This is a genomic window from Microbacterium sp. TWP3-1-2b2 (assembly GCF_049896145.1).
Classification (GTDB): Bacteria; Actinomycetota; Actinomycetes; order Actinomycetales; family Microbacteriaceae; genus Microbacterium.
The window spans coordinates 2,226,819-2,241,963 of the sequence record NZ_JAFCTS010000001.1 but is presented as its reverse complement, the minus strand read 5'-3'; the positions used below and the strand labels follow the sequence as shown (position 1 = coordinate 2,241,963).

At 66.7% G+C, this 15,145-nt stretch carries 15 protein-coding genes; 11 read left to right on the top strand and 4 right to left on the bottom strand.

Annotated features, from left to right (window positions below; translation table 11 throughout):
- The first annotated feature begins 94 nt into the window (after positions 1 to 94).
- Genes purM through ACP7AR_RS11020 form a run of 3 tightly spaced genes read left to right on the top strand, consistent with a single transcriptional unit; the run spans position 95 to position 3,990 of the window.
- Complete coding sequence (purM, locus tag ACP7AR_RS11030) at positions 95 to 1,213, top strand: phosphoribosylformylglycinamidine cyclo-ligase (RefSeq protein WP_426185642.1); 1,119 nt, start codon at positions 95 to 97, stop codon at positions 1,211 to 1,213.
- Positions 1,214 to 1,219: 6 nt separating this feature from the next.
- Positions 1,220 to 2,677: an amidophosphoribosyltransferase gene (gene purF / locus ACP7AR_RS11025; RefSeq protein ID WP_426185640.1), complete on the top strand. Its 1,458-nt coding sequence runs from the start codon at positions 1,220 to 1,222 to the stop codon at positions 2,675 to 2,677.
- Positions 2,674 to 3,990: an MFS transporter gene (locus ACP7AR_RS11020; RefSeq protein WP_426185638.1), complete on the top strand. Its 1,317-nt coding sequence runs from the start codon at positions 2,674 to 2,676 to the stop codon at positions 3,988 to 3,990. The genes purF and ACP7AR_RS11020 overlap by 4 nt, the downstream gene beginning before the upstream one ends.
- Before the next feature lie 79 nt (positions 3,991 to 4,069).
- On the opposite strand, the gene ACP7AR_RS11015 is transcribed toward ACP7AR_RS11020, so the two are convergent.
- Positions 4,070 to 4,255, bottom strand: a complete 186-nt coding sequence (locus tag ACP7AR_RS11015; protein WP_188438153.1) for a DUF3073 domain-containing protein — start codon at positions 4,253 to 4,255, stop codon at positions 4,070 to 4,072.
- 149 nt (positions 4,256 to 4,404) lie between these two features.
- Between ACP7AR_RS11015 and ACP7AR_RS11010 the strand changes: the two genes are divergently transcribed.
- On the top strand, positions 4,405 to 4,947 hold the full coding sequence (locus tag ACP7AR_RS11010) for a universal stress protein (RefSeq protein WP_426185636.1): 543 nt from the start codon (positions 4,405 to 4,407) through the stop codon (positions 4,945 to 4,947).
- A 125-nt stretch (positions 4,948 to 5,072) separates the two neighbouring features.
- On the opposite strand, the gene ACP7AR_RS11005 is transcribed toward ACP7AR_RS11010, so the two are convergent.
- Both ACP7AR_RS11005 and ACP7AR_RS11000 read right to left on the bottom strand, forming a co-directional pair.
- A complete protein-coding gene (locus ACP7AR_RS11005) occupies positions 5,073 to 5,708 on the bottom strand; it encodes a PadR family transcriptional regulator (protein ID WP_426185634.1) in 636 nt (211 codons plus the stop codon).
- Positions 5,705 to 6,544 (bottom strand): DUF4097 family beta strand repeat-containing protein, encoded by an 840-nt coding sequence (locus tag ACP7AR_RS11000; RefSeq protein WP_426185632.1) that lies wholly within the window; start codon positions 6,542 to 6,544, stop codon positions 5,705 to 5,707. Before ACP7AR_RS11000 ends, ACP7AR_RS11005 begins: the two co-directional genes overlap by 4 nt.
- 110 nt (positions 6,545 to 6,654) lie before the next feature.
- On the opposite strand from ACP7AR_RS11000, the gene ACP7AR_RS10995 reads away from it, so the two are divergent.
- The 3 genes from ACP7AR_RS10995 (at position 6,655) to ACP7AR_RS10985 (ending at position 8,841) form a co-directional block, all read left to right on the top strand.
- On the top strand, positions 6,655 to 7,476 hold the full coding sequence (locus tag ACP7AR_RS10995) for a MerR family transcriptional regulator (protein ID WP_426185630.1): 822 nt from the start codon (positions 6,655 to 6,657) through the stop codon (positions 7,474 to 7,476).
- Positions 7,477 to 7,643: 167 nt separating this feature from the next.
- Complete coding sequence (locus ACP7AR_RS10990; protein WP_426185628.1) at positions 7,644 to 8,030, top strand: hypothetical protein; 387 nt, start codon at positions 7,644 to 7,646, stop codon at positions 8,028 to 8,030.
- Positions 8,031 to 8,034: 4 nt separating this feature from the next.
- Entirely contained in the window at positions 8,035 to 8,841 is an 807-nt protein-coding gene (locus ACP7AR_RS10985; RefSeq protein WP_426185626.1) for a nitroreductase family protein, read from the top strand.
- On the opposite strand, the gene ACP7AR_RS10980 is transcribed toward ACP7AR_RS10985, so the two are convergent.
- Positions 8,832 to 10,373, bottom strand: a complete 1,542-nt coding sequence (locus tag ACP7AR_RS10980) for an FAD-dependent oxidoreductase (RefSeq protein WP_426185624.1) — start codon at positions 10,371 to 10,373, stop codon at positions 8,832 to 8,834. The two genes, ACP7AR_RS10985 and ACP7AR_RS10980, sit on opposite strands and share 10 nt — an antisense overlap.
- A 91-nt stretch (positions 10,374 to 10,464) precedes the next feature.
- Between ACP7AR_RS10980 and ACP7AR_RS10975 the strand changes: the two genes are divergently transcribed.
- From ACP7AR_RS10975 to ACP7AR_RS10960, 4 genes are all read left to right on the top strand, one after another.
- Entirely contained in the window at positions 10,465 to 10,833 is a 369-nt protein-coding gene (locus ACP7AR_RS10975; RefSeq protein WP_426185622.1) for a fluoride efflux transporter FluC, read from the top strand.
- The gene (locus ACP7AR_RS10970) at positions 10,830 to 11,189 is read left to right on the top strand and encodes a fluoride efflux transporter FluC (protein ID WP_426185620.1); all 360 of its coding nucleotides are present in this window, start codon (positions 10,830 to 10,832) and stop codon (positions 11,187 to 11,189) included. Before ACP7AR_RS10975 ends, ACP7AR_RS10970 begins: the two co-directional genes overlap by 4 nt.
- Before the next feature lie 114 nt (positions 11,190 to 11,303).
- Positions 11,304 to 11,894 (top strand): TetR/AcrR family transcriptional regulator, encoded by a 591-nt coding sequence (locus ACP7AR_RS10965; protein ID WP_426185618.1) that lies wholly within the window; start codon positions 11,304 to 11,306, stop codon positions 11,892 to 11,894.
- A 19-nt stretch (positions 11,895 to 11,913) separates the two neighbouring features.
- Entirely contained in the window at positions 11,914 to 15,093 is a 3,180-nt protein-coding gene (locus tag ACP7AR_RS10960; RefSeq protein WP_426185616.1) for an efflux RND transporter permease subunit, read from the top strand.
- The last annotated feature ends 52 nt before the right edge of the window (positions 15,094 to 15,145 follow it).

The window sequence follows — 15,145 nt, the reverse complement described above, 5'->3', positions numbered from 1 at the left end:
AGCTATCCACCGGCAGACGATCCGCCAACCGTCGACCCATCAGGTGAGACTGACCGCGGAGATCCGAGGGCTCAGGCACCGGTAGTCTTGTGGGGTGGCTGCCTCCCCCACCAATCCCTATTCCGAAGCCGGCGTCGACACCGCAGCAGGTGATCGTGCGGTCGAGCTGATGAAGTCGTCCGTGCGCGCGACGCACGGACCTGAAGTGCTCGGCGGCGTCGGCGGCTTCGCCGGTCTCTTCGATGCCACAGCTCTGCTCGGCTACACCAAGCCGCTGCTCGCGACCAGCACCGACGGCGTCGGTACGAAGGTCGCGATCGCGCAGGCGATCGACAAGCACGACACGATCGGCCAGGACCTCGTCGGCATGGTCGTCGACGACATCGTCGTGGTCGGGGCGAAGCCCCTGTTCATGACGGACTACATCGCGTGCGGCAAGGTCGTCCCCGAGCGCATCGCAGACATCGTCCGCGGCATCGCGGATGCCTGCACAGCCACCGGCACCGCTCTGGTCGGCGGCGAGACCGCAGAGCACCCCGGGCTGCTCGGACCCCGTGACTATGACGTCGCCGGGGCGGCCACCGGCATCGTCGAGGCCGACGCGGTGCTCGGTGCCGAGCGCGTCGAGGACGGCGACGTCGTACTGGCACTGGCGTCCAGCGGTCTGCACTCGAACGGCTACTCCCTCGTGCGTCACATCGTCACCGGCGCCGGCATCGGCTACGGCGACAACGCCGCCGATCTCGGCACCACCTGGGGTGAGGCGCTGCTCGAACCGACACGTCTCTACACGCTCCCGCTGCTGCGCCTGATCGAGACGCTGGCAGACGGCAGCGTGCACTCGCTCAGCCACGTCACCGGAGGCGGCATCGCCGCGAACCTCGCCCGTGTGCTCCCGGTGGGCAGTTGGGCGGAGATCGATCGCGCGACCTGGTCACCCAGCCCGGTGTTCCGCGTGCTCAGCGACATCGCCGGATCCAGCCTGGAATCCGCTGAGGGAACCTGGAACCTCGGCATCGGCTTCCTCGCCGTGATCGATCAGCGTCAGAAGGACGCCGCGATCGCTGCGCTCGCCGCAGAGGGCATCGACGCCTGGCAGGTCGCGACGGTCGGGACGGGTGCTCGCCCGTCCGGAGAATTCGAAGAAGGCGCCAAGGGCGTCGATGGTGGTGCGGTGCGTCTCGTCGGCGCATACGCGGATGGAGCAGAGTAATACCCCATGTGCGGAATCGTCGGAGTGGTCGCTGGCGGCCCGGTCAATCAGGACATCTACGATGCGCTTCTCCTGCTGCAGCACCGCGGGCAGGATGCCACCGGCATCTCGACGGCAGAGCCCAACGGCGTCATGCACACGATCAAGGCCGAAGGCATGGTTCGTGAGGCATTCCGCACCCGCGACATGCGGTCCCTTCTCGGCAACGTCGGCCTCGGCCATGTTCGCTACGCGACCAAGGGCACCGCATCCAGCGAGGAGGAGGCGCAGCCGTTCTATGTGAACGCGCCGTACGGCATCGTCCTCATCCACAACGGCAACCTCACCAACACGCGTGAGCTCACCGCCGACATGGCCAAGCGCGACCGCCGTCATCTGAACTCGTCGAGCGACACCGAGCTGCTGCTGAACGTTCTGGCGGGCGAACTGCAGGCGACGACCAGCGACGTCGACCTCGACCCCGAGCGGATCTTCGAGGCCGTCGGACGCACGCACGCGCGGATCGAGGGGGCGTACGCCGTCATCGCCGTGATCTCGGGCTACGGGCTGCTCGCATTCCGCGATCCTTTCGGCATCCGTCCGCTGATCCTCGGGCGCCGCGACGGTGCGGAGCATGACGAATGGGTCGTCACCAGCGAATCCCTGGTGCTCGAGAACGGCGACTACGAGGTCGTCCGCGAGGTCGCACCGGGCGAGGCGGTCTTCATCACCGACCAGGGTGAGTTGTTCAGCCGGCAGTGCGCGGAGAACCCCACGCTCGCACCATGCGCATTCGAGTACGTGTATCTCGCACGCCCCGACTCGACGATGAACGGCATCGCCGTGTACGAGTCGCGTCTGCGGATGGGGGAGCGCCTCGCTGACACGATCGCCAAGCATGTGCCGCGCGAGAAGATCGATGTGGTCATGCCGATCCCCGACTCCGCTCGTCCGTCGGCGATGGAGGTCGCCCGCAAGCTCGGTATCGAGTACCGCGAAGGCTTCTACAAGAACCGCTACGTCGGTCGCACCTTCATCATGCCGGGGCAGGCGGTTCGCAAGAAGAGCGTGCGTCAGAAGCTCAACGCGATGTCCACCGAGTTCAAAGGCAAGAACGTGCTGCTGATCGACGACTCGATCGTGCGGGGAACGACGAGCAAGCAGATCATCCAGATGGCGCGGGATGCCGGAGCGCTCTCCGTCACGTTCGCCTCTGCTGCACCACCGGTGCGGTACCCGCACGTGTACGGCATCAACATGCCCTCCAAGCACGAGCTGATCGCCCACGACCGCACCATTCCGGAGATCGCCGCTGAGCTCGGCGCCGATCACCTGGTGTACCAGGAGGTCGAAGACCTCAAAGCGGCGATCATCGAGGGCTCAGAGGTCACCGATCTCGACATGAGCTGCTTCGATGGCCGCTACGTCACCGGTACTGTCACCGAGGAGTACCTCGCCTGGGTCGAGAGCTCACAGTCGTCGTGACGAAGTCGCGCCCGCTCTGGCAGGGTCGGGCGCTCGCGGTGCTCGGCATCCTGCTGTGCGCCTTCTCGTTGCGCTCCGCCGTAGCGTCTCTGTCACCACTCTTCGATCATGTCGCTGCGGACTTCCCGCTCTCCTCTGCGGTCGTCGGTCTGATCGGCACCGCGCCGCCGGTGTGCTTCGCGATCTTCGGACTGCTGACCCCGCTCTTCGAACGCCGATTGGGTCTGGAGCGGGTGACGGTGATCGCGCTGATCGCGATCGCCGCCGGCCTCGTGCTGCGCGGGTTCTCGGTGGATGCCGTCACGCTGCTGCTGTCCACAGCATTGATCTTCGCGGGTGTGGGGATGGGGAACATCCTGCTTCCGCCGCTGGTCAAGAAGCACTTCCCCGACCGCCTCGGATTGATGATGACGCTGTACACGACGGCGATGGCGCTGTCGACGTTCATCCCGCCACTGGTGGCGGTGCCGGTGGCGGATGCTGCCGGGTGGCGAGTGTCCTTGGCCATGTGGGGCGTGTTCGCGCTCGCCGGCAGCATCCCGTGGGTGCTCATGCTGCTGCGCGGGCGCACCGACGGTGTGCCCGTCCCTACTGCGCGAGACGATCGTCCGGTTCGCGACGCGGCACGTTCTGACGCCGAGGCATCAGAACCGGTGACTCTGGTCACAGGACCGATCGCGGTCGCGCCGGCGAACTCCAGGGTGTTCGCACGGCTGGTCCGCCTGCCACTGGCCTGGTCGATCGCGGTCGTCTTCGGGACGTCGTCGACGATGGCCTACGTCTCCTTCGCCTGGCTGCCGACGATCCTCGTCGATCGGGTCGGGGTCTCCGCATCCGTGGCAGGACTGCTGCTCTCGCTGTTCGCCTTCATGGGGCTGCCGGCGTCACTGCTCGTCCCGCTGCTGGTCGTGAGGTTCCAGGCGACCAGACCGCTGTTCATCGTCGCCGTCGCGTGCGGCATCGTGGGCCTCGCGGGGCTCATCCTGCTGCCGTCGACCGCCCTCGTGGGGCTCTGGGTCGCGCTGTTCGGCGTCGTCGGCGTGCTGTTCCCCCTGGCACTGGTGCTGATCAGCGTCCGTGCACGCACACCCGAGACAGCAGTAGCCCTCAGCAGCTTCGTGCAGAGCGCCGGTTACATCGGTGCGGCTGCGTTCCCCATCCTGCTCGGTATCGTGCACGATCAGACGGGCGACTGGTTGGTGCCGCTGCTGGTGATCGGCGCGGTCCTCGTGATCGCCATCCCGTTCGGTGTGATCGCCGGTCGACGGCAGACGATCGAGGCCGAGTGGGAGCGCAGGCACGGTCGCTGGTGAGATTCTCGGCGTCCGACACGGCGATGTCGAGGCACGACGAAACCCCCGCACTGTGTACGGGGGTTGTCAGATCAGGCGGTCAGGCCTTTTCTAGTTCGTCTTCGTCTTCGTCCGCGTAGTCGTCCGCCCACTTGTCCACGTAGGCGTCTTCATCCGTCGGATGAGCAAGCTCCCGCTCGAGCGCGGAGTAGTTCACGGAAGGACTGAAGGACTTTAGTTCGCGAGCGATCTTGGTGTGCTTCGCCTTTTGACGGCCACGGCCCATGCGCGAGACCCCCTAACGATTTAAGCTGTCGGACAATCAGGTGCCCGAGGCATTCACGACACCGGCGTGCGGCCGGTAAGAGTAGCATTCAGGATAGCACGAGGGCCAGGTGCACTGGCTCTCGCCGGCAGGTGAAGGGAACGATCCACATGACAGATGCAAGCTCCTCCCCGTCCGACGAAACGGCCCAGAACGCCGCGCTGCAGAAGGCCGTGATCGTCGGCATGCAGCCTGGTCAGGCCGTCCGCGTACTGCAGGAGGCTGCGCGATATGCGAACCTCCTCGGTTCGCCCCTCGTTGTCGCCCATGTGGACGTCACTCGGTTCGTCACTTACGAAGATCCCGATGGCTACGTGCACTCGGCGCCGATCGATCTCAATATCGAGGCCGGAGCTGCCGAGTTCGAAGAGGTCCAGGCTGCTGCGGCTGCCGAACTCGAAGGCAAAGCGCTCACCTGGACCGCACGCCAGCTCGTCGGCGACCCGGCGCTCGCGATCAAGCAGCTTGCGAACAAGCTCGACGCACAGCTGATCGTGGTCGGCACGCGCAAGCGCGGTCTCGGCGAGTCGATCCGCGAGTTCTTCACGGGATCGGTCGCCGCGCGCCTCGCTCACCGGCAGCACCGTTCGGTTCTCGTCGTGCCGCTCGAGGAGTCGGTGCCGGACGACCAGGCCGAGATCTGGACCGAGTAGCCGGCGCCCTCTCCCTACTCCTTCGCGGTATTTTTCGCCGAGACCCCGTCTTCTTACCGAGACCCCGTCGAATCGACGTGAATACGACGGGGTCTCGACAATACGGCGGGGTCTCGGCGGGGAGATCAGTGGGTGGGTGGGGTCAGTGCCTGCGTGATGGCGCGGGCCGCGGCATCCAGCGAGGCCTCCAGGTCGGTGACGACTGAGGTCGGCAGCGCGCCGCCTCGCGCCACGTGAGTGCGAAGATCGGTGCGCACCCGCGCGCGGAACGCGTTGATCGACGCATCTGCGCGATGCAGCGCTTCGCGGCTCGCCACCCGCTCATCGGGCATCGGGGACGCCGTCGAACGAGGGCGACTCTTGGCGGCCGTCCGCTCATCGTTGGCCGCAGCGGCCAGGTCGGCACGCAGGCTCTTCATGGCGTCCTGCACGCTCTGGCGCACCTCGTTCGCGATCAGTCGCACGGAGTCGGCGAGATCGGACTCGATGCCGGCGAGGTCGCCCTCGCGACCTGCCAGCTCGGCGCGACCGGCATCCGTGATCGAGTAGATCGTGGTGCGACCGTCGACGGTCTTGGAGACCAGTCCCTCCTCTTCGAGCTTCGCGAGTCGGGGGTAGATCGTGCCAGCACTCGGGGTGTAGGTGCCGCCGGTGCGGTCAGTGAGCGCCTGGATGATTCCGTAGCCGTGCTGCGGAGCCTCATCCAGCAGGGAGAGCAGGTACAGACGCAGGTCGCCGTGCGAGAAGACGGCGGGGGTCATGAGTCCCACTCCTCATCGTCGGCGACGGTCAGCAGCGGCTGGCGCAGCACGGTGATGTCGCCGGAGACCGAGTTGGTGCGCACATCGACGAACGAGCCGGCGAGCTCACCGGTCGAGCCCGTGTAGTTGGTCGGGCCGGTGTTCCCACGGTCGATGCCGTCGATCAGCATGCGACCGCTCATCGAGCGCGCCACGTAGTTCGCTGGCAGCGTCTCCTCGAGACGGATCGTGCTGTTGCCGGCGACGGTGTTCAGGTTGATGGTGTTCACAGCGCCAGCGGCATCCACCAGGATCGCGCCGGAGACGGTGTCGACCGTCGCCTTGCGCACCGAACCGGTGATCGCGACGTCGCCGGACACGCTGTTCGCGTTGGCCGAGCCGGTGAGACCGCGCACCTGCACGTCACCGGAGACCGAGTTCACGGTCAGATCGCCCGTGTGCGTGTCGACGATGAGGTCGCCGGACACGGTGTTCAGCCGGGCGTCGTTGGTGAGGCCCGAGATGAGGGCGCCTGCGCTGACCACGCCGAGCGTGAGTGCGATGCGGCGGGGAACTGCCACGCTGACCTCGGCACGGGGGCCGCCGGGGCCGAAGTTGCGGAACACCTCGAGGAAGTTGTCCCAGCCCAGCTGCGCATGGTCGATCTCGATCTCGTTGCCGTCGGATTCGATCCGCAGGTCTTTGGTCGTGACGCCGTGCACCTCGATGCGGATGCCGGGTTCGTCGTGGGCGATGACGTCGACCTGTCCGCCGACGAGGCCGACCTTGAGTCGGGTCGCCTGGGCGATGTCGATGACGCGTTCCTCGCCGGGGGCGATGAGCCACTTCTCGGTCATGTTCTCTCCTGAGGTTGATTAGTCGCGATATATCGCGTGTCAAGACACTAACACGATATATCGCGAGTTTGTCAAGAAAACTGTTTGACATTGACGCAACGTCAACTTTTATGGTGGTCATATCAACACGAGAGGAGGATGCCGTGGACACACGTGACTGGTCGATCCAGGAGATCGCACGTCGCGTCGGCACCACGAGCAGAACGCTGCGCCACTACGACGACATCGACCTGCTCAAGCCGACGCGCATCGCGCACAACGGCTATCGGCACTACGACCAGACGGCGCTCGTGCGGCTGCAGAGAATCCTGCTGCTGCGCGAGCTCGGACTCGGACTGCCGCAGATCGCAGAAGCGATCGACACTTCGGCGGGCGCGGTGGCCGACGCGACCGCTCTCGAGACGCACCTCGCATACCTGCGCGAGGAGCAGAACAGGCTGGCACGGCAGATCGTGTCGGTCGAGAACACCATCAACACATTGAAAGAAGGAGGATCTCTCATGGCGGAGAACATGTTCGACGGCTTCGACCACACCCAGTACAAGGAGGAGGTCGAGGACCGGTGGGGCAAGAAGGCCTACGCCGACGGCGACCGCTGGTGGCGGGGGCTTTCGGAGTCCGAGCGCGCCGAATGGCAGCAGCTCGTTGCCGACCTCGGTCGTGACTGGGTCGCGGCCGCGGAGAGCGGTGTCGATCCGGCATCCGACGAGGCGCAGGCGATCGCTGAGCGCCACGTCGAGTGGCTGACCGGCGTGCCCGGCACCCCGGCATCCGCCCAGGGTGCCGACATCAAGGGCTACGTGATCGGACTCGGTGAGATGTATGTCGCAGACCCGCGGTTCGGCGCCAACTACGCGACGGCCGATGGCGGCACGCGCGGAGCGGAATTCGTCCGCGATGCGCTCCGCATCTACGCCGAGGCGAACCTCTAGTCAACGCGTTCGGGAGGAGATCACACGTTCGGGAGGAGACTCGTCCGTGTTCTCTCCTCCCGTTCGTGCTTTCTCCTCTCGAACAGGACGCGGCCCGGAACGGATGCTGCGCGACACTGCCCTGGGCTACCCGTCGTATGCGGGGAGGGCGGGCGTAGGGTCGATGCATGCGCCGCCGCGGAACAGCCCCGAACCCCGAGCGCGCGAACGCGTCCCCACTGTTCCAGGCCGCTGCGCTGAGCTACGCGGCCAACTGCGCACTGGGCGTGACTGTCGCATTGCGACTCGTCGACACCAGCGGTTTCCGCTGGCTGCATCACGCGCTCTACATCACGACGTGCGCTGCAGTCGCCGCTGCGCTCAGCTCGCGGTGGTGGCGTGGGCCCCACCACGCGACTCGGCGGGCGACATCGGCGCTCGCGCCGGCCGTGGTGCCGCTCGCCGCCATCGCCTACGTGCCGACGCACAGTCGTCGGCATCCGCTCATCGCTCTCGCTGCTGCCCCGTTCTTCGCCGCGAGCCTCATCGCGCTCCGACCCGCCGACCGGAAGTGATCGTATGGAACTGCTCGACGCCATTCGCCGCCGCAAGACCACGAACGGTGCATTCCTGCCCGACCCCGTCTCCGAGGAGCATCAGCGACTGCTCCTTGAGGCGGCGGGCCGCGCACCATCGCAGTTGAACAGCCAGCCCTGGCGATTCGTCGTCATCGAGAGCCGCGACACGATCGATGAGATCGCGCGCATCTCCGGTGAGAGCATGACGGAGGCGATGTCGAACGGCACCTTCTTCGAAAGGTACAAGCCGTACTTCCGCTTCAGTCAGGCCGAGATGGACTCGACGCGCAGCGGGATGCTGTTCGATCGGCTTCCCGCCGCGCTTCGGCCCTTCACAGGTCAGGTGTTCACGAAACGAGGGCAGACCCTCATGAACGCGTTCGGTGTGCCGAAGACGCTGGGCGCCGACAACCGGAAGCTCGTAGCCGGATCTCCGCTGCTGCTGGGTGTGATGCTCGATCGCAGCGAGTACCGCCCCGGACAGCTGTCTTCGTTCTATTCGGTCTTCAGCATGGGCGCGGCGATGGAGAACGTCTGGCTCACCACAGTCGAACTCGGCATGGGCATCCAGTTCATCTCGTTCCCGATGGAGGTTCCTGGCCGCTGGGACGAGATCGTCCGGCTTCTGCGTGTTCCTGATGACCTGGAGTTGATGGCCGTGTACCGGCTCGGCTACCTGCCGCCGGACCAGCGGCGCCCGGCGATCGATTGGTCGAGCAGTCAGCGCAAGCTCCCGTCGCAGTACGTCTATCGCGAGAACTGCGAGTCACCGCAGCAGGGCTGGGACGGCGCGGTCGATCAGGGCTGAGGGTCGCTCCCGTCGGAGCGGGGGAGGCTCGGCAGATCGCGAAGCGCGGGACCCTCGATACGCGTGCCGTCGGGCGCGAAGCGGGAGGCGTGCAACGGGCAGTCCCACGAGCACTCCGCGTCGTTCCAGTCGAGCACGCCTCCCAGATGCGTGCACACCGCGGAGACGGCACGGGTGACGCCGCCGACCGTCGATACGGCGACCGGACGCGCGGCGTGGTTGGCCACCACGCCCTCGCCCTCGGCCGGACGAGGAACCGGCACGGATCGGGACTCGGCGCGCGACCATCCGGACACGGCGGCGGCAGCGACCTTGCCGCCCTCGACCGCTCCTCGCCCGATGTCGGCAGGCATGGTCAGCCGCGTGCCGATCAAGCTCATCCACCGCGGTCGATCGTGCCGCTCGGTGCCGACGATCTCAGCGGTGAGGCGCAGCGCCGCTGCCGGAGCGTTCGAGAGTCCCCACTTGGCGTAGCCGGTGGCGAAGCGGATGCGGCCGAGTCCGCGCGGCATCGCGCCGACGAACGGGATGAGGTTGTGCGACTCGTAATCCTGCGCGGACCACCGGTGGGTCTCTTCGGCATCCGGGAAGTACTGTCTGGTCCAGGCGACGAGATCATCGATCGCCGCGGTCTCGCCGTCCGAGCGTCCGACCGGATGCCCGTTTCCTCCGACGACGAGCTGCGCGGTTCCGCCGGGCCCGTCCGCCTCGGTGACAGGACGGATGGAACGCGTCGGGTCATCGACGGAAATGAAAGTCCCCTCCGGTGCATCGCCTGATATGCGGAAGGAGACGCAGTACGACCTGAGCCCACGTGTCTTCGAGAAGTAGAGCCCGCGATCGATGATGGGCGTTCCTGTCGCGAGCACGACGTGCTCCGCGAACAGCGTGCCGGAAGCCGTATCGACGCGTGGCTGAGGCAGCGCATGCGCCCCGGTGGCGCGGATGCCGGTGTGCAGGGTTCCGCCGTTCGCGAGCAGCTCTTCGGCGAGAGCCAGCGCGACCCGCATCGGGTCTATCGTCACCTGGTCATCGAGCGCGACGGCGCCCACGACAGGGAACGGCGTCGTCGGCAGGTCGGCCGGCGGCAGTATCCGGGTCGCGAGTCCAGCCTCACGTGCGGCGAAGTGCTGCGCCCGCACCGCGTCGAGACCGCTCGGGCTCTGCGCGTACGTATGGTCCGTGCGTCTGGTGTACGCGACGCCGGCACTGTCAGCGAAATCCGTCAGCCACTGCATGCCCGCACGATTGGCGTCGACATATGCCCTCACGAGCGAGGTCGGATGATTGCGACGGATCTTGGCCAGCGTCTGTCCCTGGAGCAAGGAGAGCTTGCCGGTGTTCGCGCCGGTCGCGAGTTCGCCGACTTCGCCGGCATCGACCACTGCGACGTCGAGTCCCTTGCGAACGAGCATCACGGCAGTCGAGAGTCCGGTGAGTCCTGCGCCGACGACGACCACGTCGTGTCGTGCACCTGGGACGAAGGGGGAGCCGAGGGGCGCGGTCTTGTCGAGCTTCCACAGTGGCATCATGGCGCCAGTCAACGCCGCGCGCGGCGCAGCTCATACAGCCTTGACAATCACGGGGTGCACTGTCATGTGGCGGCACGGCTAGAGTGGCCGCGTGACTCTCCGCCGGCTGCTCCTCGTCGCGCTCGGCGGAACGCTCGGCACCGCCGCGAGGCTCGCTGTCGCACTCTTGGTGCCGGATGCAGGGGGCTTTCCTCTCTCGACCCTCGCGGTCAATGTCGCGGGAGCGCTGCTGCTCGGGGTGCTCGCCGCACGTCTGCCTGGCAGCTCCGACATGCGCGTCTTCCTCGGCACCGGCATCCTCGGCGGCTTCACCACCTACAGCGCCTTCGCCGTCGGCACGGTGCAGCTCTGGACGGCCACCCCCTTGCTCGCCGTCCTCTATCCGGTCCTCACTCTGGCGCTCGGTATCGCAGCGGCGATCCTGGGGATGCGGGTCGGCAGGCGGCGAGAAGCACCATGACGCCGTTGATCTTCCTGCTCGCATCCGTGGCGGGCGGCATCGGCGCCGCACTCCGATACGCCGTCGACGTCGGCGTGAGTCGATGGGCCGACCGCAGGTTCCCGTGGGGCATCGTCATCGTGAACATCACCGGATCGTTCGCTCTCGGGATCGTCACCGCGGCGCTGCCGGATGCCTTGTTCATCGTGGGAGCGGGGATGCTCGGCGGCTACACCACCTTCAGCACGGCGATGCTCGACACCATCGCACTGTGGCAGGACTCCGAGCGACGGCGATCCGTGCTGCACCTGTGCGGTACGTTCGCCGCATCGGTCCTCGCGGCGCTCGCCGGCCTCGCCTCCGGCGCGGCATTCTGACCTCCGCGTCGACACCGCGAGTGAGCCGTCCTGCAGCCGGGCTTCGGCGCTCAGCATCTTCACAAATGCGAGAATGTACAAAAGTACATGTACAGCAGTCCAGAGGGGAGAGCCGTGGCTGAAGCAGTCCGCCGCAGGCGCGACCCGCAGTCGCGCCGTCTCGCGATCGTCACGGCGGCTGCCGAGCTCATCACCGAGGTCGGTGTCGACGCGATCACGCATCGCATGGTCGCCGCCCGCGCCGATGTCCCACTCGGCGCGACGACTCAGTACTTCGCCACGCTCGACGACCTCCGCGACGCCGCCCTCCAGCATCTCGCTGCCGACGTCGCCGAGCGGATGGGAGCCATCCGCGAGGTCATCGATGAGAGTGGCGCCACCCCCGCACTGCTCGCCGAACTGATCCACGCGGCACTCGCTGACGCCACGGCCGTCCAAGCCGATCGCGCCGTCGTCACCGCGGCTGTGCACGATCCGAGGCTGCGCGAGCTCGCGCGGCACTGGACGGATGAGCTCGTCGGAATCCTCGCTCCCGTTCACGGCTCGGCCAGTGCCAGGGCGGCAGTCGTTTTCATCGACGGCGTACTCTGGCACGCGCAGATCCACGAGCGGCCGCTCGATCAGCACCTCATCGAGAGCGCGCTCGCAGGCATCCTCGGAACCGCCGAAGCGCCAGCATCCTCTTCACCGCCGTCCACCGCATAAAGACAACCGAGAGATCATCGTGTCGAAACTCGCCATCCTCAGCCTGCGCAACCGCGCGCTGATCGCTCTCATCACGATCGTGGCCGCCGTGTTCGGCGGTCTGGCGCTGACGAATCTCAAGCAGGAGCTCATCCCCTCGCTCGAACTGCCGTCGCTCATCGTGATGACGTCGTACCCAGGGGCATCGCCCGAGGTCGTCGAGAATGACGTCTCGACACCGATCGAGACGGCGATCCAGGGTGTTCCAGGACTGGAATCCACCAGCGCGACGAGCTCGACGAACTCCTCGATCATCCAGGCGACGTTCGCGTACGGCGAGAACCTCGCGACCGCAGAGCAGAAGATGCAGCAGGCGATCACCCGCATCTCGTCTCAGTTGCCGGAGGATGTCGAGCCGCAGGTGCTGTCGGTGTCGATCGACGATTTCCCGGTGATCCAGGTCGCCGTGACCGGGTTCGACGACGCCGAGACTGCCCAGGCCGATCTCGAGAATGTGGCGATCCCCGATCTCGAAGACGTCGAGGGTGTCAATGCCGCGCAGATCATCGGCGGCATCGGCCAGCGCATCACGATCACGCCAGACGACGCGAGCCTCGCCGCAGAAGGTGTGAGCAGCCAGGCCATCCGCGACGCGCTGCAGCAGAACGGCACCCTCTTCCCCGGCGGCGACATCACCCAGGACGGTCAGACCCTGACGGTGCAGACCGGGGCGAAGATCACCTCGGTCGAGGACATCGCAGCCCTGCCGCTGGTGGGGACGACGGCCACGATCGCCGACGTCGCCACGGTGGCGCTGGAGTCCGATCCGGTCTCCTCGCTGTCCCGCGTGAACGGCGAGGATGCGCTCTCGATCTCGATCACCAAGCTGCCCTCGGCGAACACTGTCGAGGTTTCCGAGGGTGTGCTCGCCGAGCTCGACGAGCTGCAGGAGGCCTTCCCGGACGCGACGTTCACGGTCGTCTTCGACCAGGCGCCCTTCATCGTGCAGTCGATCGAGACGCTCGCCACGGAGGGCCTGCTCGGCCTCGTGTTCGCAGTGATCGTCATCCTCGTGTTCTTGCTGTCGATCCGCTCGACGCTGGTCACGGCGATCTCGATCCCGACCAGCGTGCTGATCACCTTCGTCGGCCTGCAGGCGTTCGGTTACTCGCTGAACATCCTCACACTCGGCGCGCTCACGATCGCGATCGGCCGCGTGGTCGACGACTCCATCGTCGTGATCGAGAACATCAAACGTCACTACGTGGGAGATGCTGACAAGGGCGACGCGATCCGCCTCGCCGTGCGCGAGGTCGCCTCCGCCATCACCGCATCCACGATCACCACCGTCGCGGTGTTCCTGCCGATCGTGTTCGTCGGCGACATGGTCGGGGAGCTGTTCCGGCCGTTCGCGATGACGGTGACCATCGCGATGGTCGCGTCCCTTCTCGTGGCGCTGACGATCGTGCCGGTGCTGGCGTACTGGTTCCTCCGCCCTGGCAAGGAGCTGCGTGACGAGAACGGCGAGGTCATCGACCCCGAACATCAGGACGCCCCTCCGACGCCTCTGCAGAAGTTGTACCGCCCGATCCTCGGATGGACCCTGAAGCACTCGGCGATCACGGTGATCCTCGCTGTCGTGGTGCTCGGCGGCACCCTCGCAGCCGCTCCGCTGATGAAGATCAACTTCCTCAGCGACTCCGGCCAGAACACGATGACCGTCACGCAGGACCTCGGTCCGACGGCGAGCCTGGAGACGAAGGATGCCGCGGCAGCCGTCGTGGAGGATGCGCTGGAAGGCATCGACGGGATCGAGAACGTGCAGGTCTCGATCGGCTCGAGCGGCTCGTCGCTCATGGACGCGTTCTCCGGCGGCGCCGGGGTGACGTACTCGATCATGACGTCATCCGATGCCGATCAGGAGCAGCTTCGTGCCGACGTCCTGGATGCTGTCGACGGCTTGGAGGATGTCGGGGACATCAGCGTCAACGCCTCGGCAGGACTCGGCTCGAGCGACATCGAGGTGAACGTCGCGGCGCCGAGCGCGGATGCGCTGGCCGAGGCGACGGACGCCGTCACCGCTGAGCTCGAAGGTCGCGAAGGCATCGGCGCGGTCACTGACAACCTCGCGGCGTCGTTGCCGTACATCGCCGTGGTCGTCGATCGTCAGGCGGCAGCCGACATCGGGCTCTCCGAGGTCGCGGTCGGCTCGCTCGTCTCGAGCACCATGCGCCCGCAGCAGGTCGGCTCCGTTGAACTCGATGACACGGCACTCACGGTGTACATCGCCGCGACCGAGCCCCCTGCGACGATCGACGAGCTGCGTGCGCTGGCCATTCCCAGCCCGCGCGGGATCATCACGCTGCAGGACATCGCGCTCGTCGAGCAGCGAGAGGGTCCGACCTCGATCACCACAGAGCAGGGTCGCCGTACCGCGACGATCACGGTGCCACCGGCTTCTGACAACCTCGCGACGGCGACGGCGTCGGTCACGGCAGCCCTTGAAGCGGTCGACCTGCCTGATGGTGCCAGCGCTGAGGTCGGCGGTGTCGCCTCGCAGCAGGCGGACTCGTTCTCGCAGCTGGGACTCGCGATGCTCGCGGCGATCCTCATCGTCTACGTCGTGATGGTCGCGACCTTCAAGTCGCTGCGCCAGCCGCTGCTGCTGCTGGTCTCGGTGCCGTTCGCGGCGACCGGAGCGATCCTGCTGCAGATCGTGACCGGCGTGCCGCTCGGTGTCGCGTCCCTCATCGGCGTGCTGATGCTGATCGGAATCGTGGTGACGAACGCGATCGTGCTCGTCGACCTCGTGAACCAGTATCGGGAGAAGGGCCTGTCGACGCGCGACGCTGTCATGGCGGGTGGCGAGAAGCGTCTGCGCCCGATCCTGATGACCGCTCTCGCGACGATCTTCGCCCTCACGCCGATGGCGCTGGGAATCACCGGTCACGGCGGGTTCATCTCGCAGCCGCTTGCGATCGTCGTGATCGGCGGTCTGGTCTCGTCCACCGTGCTCACGCTGATCGTGCTCCCGACGCTCTACAACCTCGTCGAAGGCGCGAAGGAACGTCGCCGTGCGCGCAAGGCCGGGCCGGATGCCGATCCCCGAACGCCCCGGCCGGATGAATCCGGACCTGATGGCTCTGAGCCGGATGGTTCTGAGGTCGATGGTTCACAGCATCCGCTGACTCGCCGTGAACTGCGCGGGCAGCACGGCTGAACCGCGGGAATACTTCGCGACCCGACGGTGTTCAGCGACGAGTGCGCTGACC

Coding starts and splice junctions, on each gene's coding strand:
- purF (WP_426185640.1), top strand. CDS start 1,220: ATGTGCGGAATCGTCGGAGTGGTCGCTGGCGGCCCGGTCAATCAGGAC.
- ACP7AR_RS11015 (WP_188438153.1), bottom strand. CDS start 4,255: ATGGGCCGTGGCCGTCAAAAGGCGAAGCACACCAAGATCGCTCGCGAA.
- ACP7AR_RS11010 (WP_426185636.1), top strand. CDS start 4,405: ATGACAGATGCAAGCTCCTCCCCGTCCGACGAAACGGCCCAGAACGCC.
- ACP7AR_RS11005 (WP_426185634.1), bottom strand. CDS start 5,708: ATGACCCCCGCCGTCTTCTCGCACGGCGACCTGCGTCTGTACCTGCTC.
- ACP7AR_RS11000 (WP_426185632.1), bottom strand. CDS start 6,544: ATGACCGAGAAGTGGCTCATCGCCCCCGGCGAGGAACGCGTCATCGAC.
- ACP7AR_RS10995 (WP_426185630.1), top strand. CDS start 6,655: ATGGTGGTCATATCAACACGAGAGGAGGATGCCGTGGACACACGTGAC.
- ACP7AR_RS10990 (WP_426185628.1), top strand. CDS start 7,644: ATGCGCCGCCGCGGAACAGCCCCGAACCCCGAGCGCGCGAACGCGTCC.
- ACP7AR_RS10985 (WP_426185626.1), top strand. CDS start 8,035: ATGGAACTGCTCGACGCCATTCGCCGCCGCAAGACCACGAACGGTGCA.
- ACP7AR_RS10980 (WP_426185624.1), bottom strand. CDS start 10,373: ATGATGCCACTGTGGAAGCTCGACAAGACCGCGCCCCTCGGCTCCCCC.
- ACP7AR_RS10970 (WP_426185620.1), top strand. CDS start 10,830: ATGACGCCGTTGATCTTCCTGCTCGCATCCGTGGCGGGCGGCATCGGC.